Raw genomic sequence first — 8,026 nt, forward strand, 5'->3', positions numbered from 1 at the left:
CACCGTCTAATTCGTCGGCAGCGTCAGATGTGTATAAGAGACAGGGCGAGGGCAGCGGCCCCCACCCAGACCGCCGGGATTGCCGCATCGACGTACCCGGTCGGCGTCAGCGTGCCTCCGGCTCCCGTGAAGACGGCCGTGAGCACCGCGACACCGAGCGCGACGCCGATCTCGCGGAGGGTGGAGTTGGCGCCGGACGCCTTGGCGTGGTCGGCCGCACGCATGTTCGCCAGAACCGCGGTCGAGCTGGGTGCGAACACCAGGCCCATGCCGACTCCCGCGAGCAGGAACGGCGGCCACATCTGCGAGTACGGCAGGTCGGCCGACAGGGTGCCGGCGATCCACGCCATGGCGCCGGCCAGGAACACCAGCCCGACGACGATCGGCAGACGCGTGCCGGTCCGGCCGGAGACGAGCCCGGTGAGCGGGGCCACGACCATCGGCGCGAGCGTCCACGGCATCGTCATCACGCCGGCCTCGAGCGGGGTGTGGCCCTGCACGACCTGCAGGAACTGGATGAGGATGAAGATCGCGCCGAAGATGCCGAAGCTGAAGGTCACGCCGACCAGGTTCGCGACCGTGAAACTGCGATCGCGGAAGAGTCGCAGCGGCAGCAGGGGTGCGGCCGTGCGCGACTCCCAGAGCACGAAGGCGATCAGGAGCGCGCCGCCGGCGATCAGCGAGAACAGCACTTCGGCGCTGTCCCAGCCCGCATCGTTGCCGCGGACGATGCCGTAGACCAGCCCGAGCACGCCGGGTGCGGCCAGCAGCAGTCCCACGATGTCGGCCCGGACGCGGTCGCCGAAGCTGTTCGGCAGGGCGAGGAGGACCAGCGGAACCGCGATGACCCCGAGCGGGACGTTGAGCCAGAAGATGGCCTGCCAGTTCCAGCCCTGGACGACCGCGCCCCCGATGAGCGGCCCGAGCGCGACCCCGAGGCCCGAGATCCCGCCCCAGATGCCGATCGCGGCCGGTCGCAGCCGCTGGCTGACGCTGCCCGCCAGCAGGGTGAGCGACAGGGGGAGGAGCGCGGCAGCGCCGGCACCTTGCACCGCTCGCGCGGCGATCAGCATCCACGGCTCGGTCGCCAGCGCGCTCGCGGCGCTCGCCAGCGTGAACACGACGATGCCGCCGAGGAACACCGAGCGGCGGCCGAGCCGGTCGCCGAGCCCGACGGCCATCAGCATCAGGGTCGCGAAGCTGAGCGTGTAGGCGTTGACGACCCACTGCAGCTCTTCGATGGAGGCGCTGAGGTCGTGGGCGATCACGGGGAGTGCACTCGTGACGACGAGGTTGTCGAGGGTCGCCATGAACATCGGGAGAGAGGCCGCGACGATCGCGAGCCAGACGGGGATGCGCCGCGCAGCGCGCGCCGGGGCGCCTGAGGTGGCGGGGAGGGTTGTGGTCATGGGTCTCATCGCTTCCTGGAGAACGGGCGGAATTGATTAGTAATCGAATGATTACATCGCACTTTAGTAATCGACTGATAACCTGTCAACCATGAGTTCCGCGATCAGTGAACGGATCCCCTCGGCCGAGCGGCGCGAGCAGATCCTCGGTGCGGCGAGCCTCGTCTTCGGGGAACGCGGCTACTTCGGCGCCACCACCGACCAGATCGCCAAGGCGGCCGGGATCAGCCAGCCCTACGTCGTCCGGATGTTCGGGAGCAAGGAGAATCTCTTCGTGGAGGTCCTCCAGCGCGCGCTCGACAAGCTGATGGCGAGCTTCCAGGCCACGGTCGACGGCTGGAAGGCCGACGGTTCGCCCGCCGGTGAGAGCGGCTCCGTCGGTGAGCATCACGAGATCGGCCGCCGGCTCGGGCTGGCGTACGTGAACCTGATCGAGGACCGCGGCATCCTGCTCTCGCTCATGCAGGCGTTCGGGATGGGCAACGACGCCGTCATCGGCGAACGCGCCAGGGAAGGCTTCCTCGCCATCTACAAGATGGTCCGCGACCAGGTCGGCTTCTCGCCCGACGAGGCGCGCACGTTCCTCGCCGAGGGGATGTTGCTGAACACGCTCCTCGGTCTCAAGCTGCCCGCGGAGTACGGCAAGGACGCCTGCGCGACCGAGATCATCGAGTCGACGTTCCGGACCAAGCTGCAGCTGGTGCTCGACGTGGCCGGCGAGAACGCATGATCGGCAGCGGTCTCATCCTGGTCGACAAGCCGGGAGGCTGGACGAGCCACGACGTCGTCGCGCGGGTGCGCCGACTCGCCGGCACCCGCAAGGTCGGCCACGCCGGAACCTTGGATCCGATGGCCACGGGCCTCCTGATCCTGGGGCTCAACTCGTCGACCAGGTTGCTCACCTACATCGTCGGCGCCGACAAGGAGTATCTGGCGACCATCCGGCTGGGTGCGACGACGACCACGGACGACGCGGAAGGCGAGGTCACCGCCGAAGCGGACCCGGCCGCGGTGGCCGCGGTGACGGCGGCCGCCATCGCCGACGGCGTCGCCGCGCTCACGGGTGAGATCGAGCAGGTTCCGAGCTCCGTGAGCGCGATCAAGGTCGACGGCAAGCGCGCGTACGCGCGCGTCCGCGCGGGCGAAGAGGTGGTGCTGCGGCCGCGGGCCGTGACCATCGAGCGGTTCGACCTGCTCGAGGAGCGGCGCCTGCCGGCCGACGACGCTCCCGTCGCCATCGAGCTCGATGTGCGCGTCGTGTGCTCGTCCGGCACCTACATCCGCTCGCTCGCCCGCGATCTCGGCGCGGCACTCGGCGTCGGCGGCCACCTCACCGCGCTGCGCAGGACGCGTATCGGTCCGTTCGAGGTGCGGGACGCGCGGGAACTCGATACGCTCGATCCCGGTGCCGCCCTGATCCCCGCCGCCCGGGCGGCCACCGCGCTGTTCGAGCGGCTCGAACTGACCGAGCAGCAGGCGATCGACCTCACGCACGGCCGCCGCATCCACGTGGCCGACCGGGAGGGCGCTTCCGGTGCACCGGTCGCGGCCATCGCCCCGGGCGGCGCGCTGGTGGGACTCGTCGAGTTCCGCGGAAAGGAAGCACGGACGCTCGTGAACTTCCCCACAGACGAGATCGCGTCCGCATGATCGAATGGTTCGTGGCGCTGCAGGTCGGCGTCGCCGTGATCGCGGGCGTGCTCTGCCTGGTGCTCGGCCTCGCGGGGCGCGTGCCGTCCGACCTCACGATGGGCGCGGTCGCGCTCGTCGTGCTGCTCCTGGTGGTGCAGCTGGTCATGGCCATCGTCGCGCCCGCCCTCGGCAACTCGCCGAGCGGCAGCTTGGCCGAGTTCTACATCTACCTGATCTCGGCGCTTCTCCTGCCGTTGGCGGGCGGCTTCTGGGCCCTGATCGAACGCAACAGGTGGAGCACCGTCATCCTCGGCGGCGTCTGCCTCGCCATCGCCGTCATGGTCTACCGGATGGGGCAGATCTGGTTCGTGCAGGGCGCCTGAGCCCGACCTCCCCGCGCGAATAGAATCGTTACCGATGTCACACCACACCATGTCCGCTCGCGAGCACGCCGGCGACCGCGGTTCGCGGCGCCGCATCTCCGGAATCGGCCGCGTCCTCGTGTTCGTCTACGGCGTGCTGGCGCTGGCTGCGACCGGGCGCAGCGTCTTCCAGATCATCGACCGCTTCCACGAGGCTCCGGTGGCGTTCTCGCTCTCCGCGCTCTCGGCGGTGGTGTACATCGTCGCGACGATCGCGCTCGTCGCCCCCGGGCGGGTCTGGTACCGCGTCGCCTGGGTCACGATCAGCTTCGAGCTGGCCGGAGTGCTGATCATCGGAGCGCTCAGCCTGTTCGCACCGCAGGCTCTCGGCCTGCATGACATCGACCCCTTCGGGCGGGACGCGACGGTCTGGTCGGTCTTCGGGATGGGGTATCTGTTCATCCCGCTGGTGCTGCCGATCCTCGGGTTGTTCTGGCTCTCCCGGCACCGCCCGGACGACGGCGCCTCCGCGGACGGAGCGCGTTCGTGAAGGTCTTCCACGAGGTCGCGGAGATTCCGGACGGGTTCGGGCCGAGCGCCGTCACGATCGGCAAGTTCGACGGCGTGCACACCGGTCACCGCGCTGTGATCGACCGACTGCGTGCCGTCGCCGCCGAGCGCGGCCTGACCTCGACGGTCATCACGTTCGACCGCAACCCGTTGGAGCTCCTCGCTCCCGAGAAGTGCCCGGCCTCGCTGGTGAGCAACCGGCAGAAGCTCGAGCTGCTCGCCGAGACGGGTATCGATGCCACGCTCATGGTCACCTTCGACCGTGCCTTGGCCGACCTCCCGCCGGAGGAGTTCGTGCACCGCATCCTGGTGGACCGCCTCCACGCGGCAGCCGTCCTCGTCGGCAGCGACTTCCGGTTCGGTGCACGCGGGGCCGGGGATGTGCGGCTGCTGTCCTCGCTGGGGGAGCGCCACGGCTTCACGGTCGAGCTGATCGACGACGTCCGGCCCGAGCACGGAAGGCGGGTCTCGTCGACCTGGATCCGCGACCTGCTGGCGGAGGGCGACGTCGCCCATGCCGCCGAGCTGCTCGGTACCGTCCCGACGGTGCGCGGCGTCGTCGTCCACGGAGCGGCGCGCGGACGCGAGCTCGGCTTCCCGACGGCCAACCTGTCACCGGAGAACGAGGGTCTCGTCCCGGCCGACGGCGTCTACGCCGGCTGGCTGACCGACGACGACGGCACCCGCTATCCGGCCGCGATCTCGGTCGGCAACAATCCGACCTTCGAGGGTGTTCCGCACAAGCAGGTGGAGGCCTACGTGCTCGATCGGGAGCTCGACCTCTACGGTCACACCGTCGACGTCGCGTTCGCGGAGCGCATCCGCGGCATGGTGGCCTACTCCGGTATCGAGCCGCTCATCGCCCAGATCGCGGCAGACGTCGACGAGGCCCGCCGCATCCTGACCGTCGAGCCCGCGTGACGGCCGGAGCCCGATCGGCGACAGGGGAGTCGGCGCGCCCGCTCTGGAACGGACGCGCCGTCGCGCTCCTCGGCATCCTGCTGGTCGCCGCCAACCTGCGCACCGCGGTCGCCGCGCTCTCCCCGATCTTCTCCGAGATCCGGGCGGAGTTCCCGGTGTCGGCCGTCGGCGTCGGCCTGCTGGGGATGCTGCCGCCGGTCTGCTTCGCCCTGTTCGGCCTCCTCGCCCCGCTCTTCACTCGCCGGGCGGCGCTGGAGACCGTCCTGCTGATCGCGCTCGGGGTGATGCTCGCCGGGCACATCCTGCGGGCGACGGCCGGTTCGTTCGCCGTGCTCGCGATCGGCTCGGCCGTCACCTTCGCCGGTATGGGAGTGGGGAACGTCCTGCTGCCGCCGTTGGTGAAGCGCTACTTCCCCGACCGCATCGGCCTCGTGACGGCTCTTTACGCGACCGTGATGTCGGTGAGCACCCTGCTGCCGCCGCTGGTGGCGGTGCCCGTCGCCGACACCGCTGGCTGGCATGTCTCGGTGGGGATGTGGGCGCTGGTCAGCGTTCTCGCCGTCATCCCGTGGCTGCGCATCGTCATCACGCACCGGCCGGCGCATCCCACCGGCGACGCGGGGGTCGAGGAGGCCGACCGCTCGCTGATGGCGCGCGTCTGGCGGTCGGGCCTCGCCTGGGCCATGGCCGTGCTGTTCGCGGTCTCGAGCCTGAACGCGTACGCCATGTTCGCCTGGCTGCCGCAGGTCGTCCACGACGTGGCCGGGACTCCGCCGGCGGAGGCGGGCGCACTTCTGTCGGTGTACGCGGGCATGGGCATCCCGGCCGGGCTGCTGGTTCCGCTTCTCGCCGCTCGGATGCGCAATGTCGCGCTGCTCGTGTACGCCGGCGTCGCGTTCTTCCTCGCCGGCTACGCCGGGCTCATCCTGGCGCCCGCGGCGGCGACGTGGCTGTGGGTGGCGCTCGCGGGCCTCGGACCCCTGCTCTTCCCGCTGACCCTCGTGCTGATCAACGTGCGGACCCGTACGCACGCCGGGTCCGTCGCGCTGAGCGGCTTCACGCAGGGGCTGGGCTACACGCTCGGGGCGCTCGGCCCGCTCGCAGTGGGCGTCCTGCACGAGTCGACGGGAGGGTGGACGGTGCCGCTGCTGGTGCTGACCGCCACCGCTCTCGCAGCGGCCGCCGCGGGTGCCGTCGTGGCGCGCCCGGTCGCTCTCGAAGACCGCTGAGCGCACCTCTGCTCATTTGAGCGGGCCATGCGCAACCGTTGCACCCGGTTCTAAGCTGGTCTGGTGGCCCTGAACGATACCGACGAGATCCTCGCCGTCAAAGCCGCAGAGCTCTATTACGAGGCCGGCAAGACCCAGGACGAGATCGGCGTCGCCCTCAACGTGTCGCGGTGGAAGGTCGGCCGGCTGCTGGTCGCCGCGCGTGAGCACGGTTTCGTGCGCATCGAGATCGTGCACCCGAGCGCGCGGCGCTTCTCGCTCGAGCGAGAGCTGTGCGGCTTCTACGGCCTGGACGACGCCGTGGTCGTACCCGCGGCGGAGGCCGACTCCGATGTGCAGGCGCGCGTGGCGCAGGCCGCCGCCGATTACCTGACGACGCTGCGACCCGTCCCGCGCACGCTCGGCGTGAGCTGGGGTCGCACCCTGCACGCCGTGGCAGCCCGGCTGCGGCCCGGCTGGGCCGTGGGCGTCAACCCGGTGCAGATCAACGGGAGCGTGTCGAGCACCCGGCAGGCGACAGCCGCCGCCGACACCGCCGTGGTGATCGCGCGCAAGGCGCAGGGCACCGCGACGCTGCTGCCGAGCCCGGCCATCTTCGAGCACGCGGCGACCCGCCGTGCCATCGAAGCCGACCGGTCGGTGCAGTCGGTGCTCGAACTCGCCCGCAGCGCGAGCGCCTACCTCTTCAGCGCGGGAGTGGTCGACACCAGCTCGGTGCATGTCGACTCCGGCTACCTGTCGTCCGACGACGTGCGCGCCCTCGCCGAAAAGGGCGCCGTCGGCGACGTCGTCGGCCGGTTCATCGACAGCGACGGCCAGGTGGCCGACCCGGAGCTCGACGGCCGCACCCTCGGCTTGAGCCTGGACGAGCTGCGCAACGCGCGCACCTCCATCGCGGTCATCGCGGGGGAGGCCAAGCACAAGGTCGCCCACGCCGTCGTCGCGAGCGGGCTGTGCACGACGATCATCACCGACGAGTCGACCGCGAACGACCTCCTCGGCCGCACCGTGCCGAGTGAAAGGAACGAACTCACATGACCATCGAGACCACACCGCCCGTGCGCACGCTCGCACCGGCGGCCCGCGCCGTGGAGGTGCTGGGCGGCGACCTCACCGAGGGATCGCTCCGGCGCTACCTGGGCGGCATCCCGGGCGTGGACGCCGTCGGGCTGGAGCAGCGCGCCGCCGGGCTGGGCACCCGTTCGATCAAGACGTCCAGCAAGGCGTGGGCGCTCGACAAGGTCATCGAGCTGATCGACCTCACCACTCTGGAGGGCGCCGACACCCCCGGCAAAGTGCGCTCGCTGGTCGCCAAGGCGCTCACGCCCGACCCGAGCGACCTCACGGCGCCGCGCCCGGCAGCGGTCTGCGTCTACGGCGACATGGTGCCCTACGCGGTCGAGGCGCTCGGCGCCTCCCACGCCGGTCGCGTCGCCCGCGAGACCGGGCAGGCCGGCGGAGTCAACGTGGCGGCGGTCGCGACCGCGTTCCCCAGCGGCCGCGCCTCCCTGCCCGTCAAGCTGGCCGACACGGCCGACGCGGTCGCGGCGGGCGCCGACGAGATCGACATGGTGATCGACCGCGGCGCATTCCTCTCCGGCCGCTACGGCCTCGTCTTCGACGAGATCGTGGCCGTCAAGGAGGCCTGCCGCCGCGACGACGGCAGTCACGCGCACCTCAAGGTGATCCTCGAGACCGGAGAGCTGAACACGTACGACAACGTGCGTCGCGCCTCCTGGCTGAGCATCCTCGCCGGCGCCGACTTCATCAAGACCTCCACCGGCAAGGTCTCGCCTGCCGCCACGCTGCCCGTCACCCTCCTCATGCTGGAGGTCGTGCGCGACTGGCACCGGCTCACCGGCGAGGAGATCGGCGTGAAGCCCGCCGGCGGCATCCGCTCCTC

At 70.8% G+C, this 8,026-nt stretch carries 9 protein-coding genes; 8 read left to right on the top strand and 1 reads right to left on the bottom strand.

All coding sequences use genetic code 11. From position 1 onward, the window contains the following. Positions 1-23 precede the first annotated feature (23 nt). Positions 24-1,409: a DHA2 family efflux MFS transporter permease subunit gene (locus Q0Q23_RS19230; RefSeq protein WP_295128139.1), complete on the bottom strand. Its 1,386-nt coding sequence runs from the start codon at positions 1,407-1,409 to the stop codon at positions 24-26. A 91-nt stretch (positions 1,410-1,500) separates the two neighbouring features. Here Q0Q23_RS19230 and Q0Q23_RS19235 point away from each other — a divergent pair, with 91 nt between their 5' ends. The 8 genes from Q0Q23_RS19235 to deoC form a co-directional block, all read left to right on the top strand. Continuing rightward, positions 1,501-2,139, top strand: coding sequence for a TetR/AcrR family transcriptional regulator (locus Q0Q23_RS19235; RefSeq protein ID WP_295128142.1), 639 nt, complete (start codon positions 1,501-1,503; stop codon positions 2,137-2,139). After that, positions 2,136-3,059, top strand: a complete 924-nt coding sequence (gene truB / locus Q0Q23_RS19240) for a tRNA pseudouridine(55) synthase TruB (RefSeq protein WP_295128145.1) — start codon at positions 2,136-2,138, stop codon at positions 3,057-3,059. The genes Q0Q23_RS19235 and truB overlap by 4 nt, the downstream gene beginning before the upstream one ends. After that, positions 3,056-3,424 (top strand): hypothetical protein, encoded by a 369-nt coding sequence (locus Q0Q23_RS19245; RefSeq protein WP_295128147.1) that lies wholly within the window; start codon positions 3,056-3,058, stop codon positions 3,422-3,424. Before truB ends, Q0Q23_RS19245 begins: the two co-directional genes overlap by 4 nt. Before the next feature lie 34 nt (positions 3,425-3,458). Next, on the top strand, positions 3,459-3,953 hold the full coding sequence (locus tag Q0Q23_RS19250) for a hypothetical protein (RefSeq protein ID WP_295128150.1): 495 nt from the start codon (positions 3,459-3,461) through the stop codon (positions 3,951-3,953). Further along, the gene (locus tag Q0Q23_RS19255) at positions 3,950-4,894 is read left to right on the top strand and encodes a bifunctional riboflavin kinase/FAD synthetase (RefSeq protein ID WP_295128153.1); all 945 of its coding nucleotides are present in this window, start codon (positions 3,950-3,952) and stop codon (positions 4,892-4,894) included. Before Q0Q23_RS19250 ends, Q0Q23_RS19255 begins: the two co-directional genes overlap by 4 nt. Continuing rightward, a complete protein-coding gene (locus Q0Q23_RS19260; protein WP_295128155.1) occupies positions 4,891-6,123 on the top strand; it encodes an MFS transporter in 1,233 nt (410 codons plus the stop codon). The genes Q0Q23_RS19255 and Q0Q23_RS19260 overlap by 4 nt, the downstream gene beginning before the upstream one ends. Before the next feature lie 63 nt (positions 6,124-6,186). Beyond that, the gene (locus Q0Q23_RS19265; protein ID WP_295128158.1) at positions 6,187-7,161 is read left to right on the top strand and encodes a sugar-binding transcriptional regulator; all 975 of its coding nucleotides are present in this window, start codon (positions 6,187-6,189) and stop codon (positions 7,159-7,161) included. Beyond that, on the top strand, positions 7,158-8,026 hold an 869-nt coding region (gene deoC / locus Q0Q23_RS19270; RefSeq protein ID WP_295128161.1), incomplete at its 3' end, for a deoxyribose-phosphate aldolase. The genes Q0Q23_RS19265 and deoC, both read left to right, overlap by 4 nt.

It is taken from the genome of uncultured Leifsonia sp. (genome assembly GCF_945957465.1).
Taxonomy (GTDB): Bacteria; Actinomycetota; Actinomycetes; order Actinomycetales; family Microbacteriaceae; genus Leifsonia.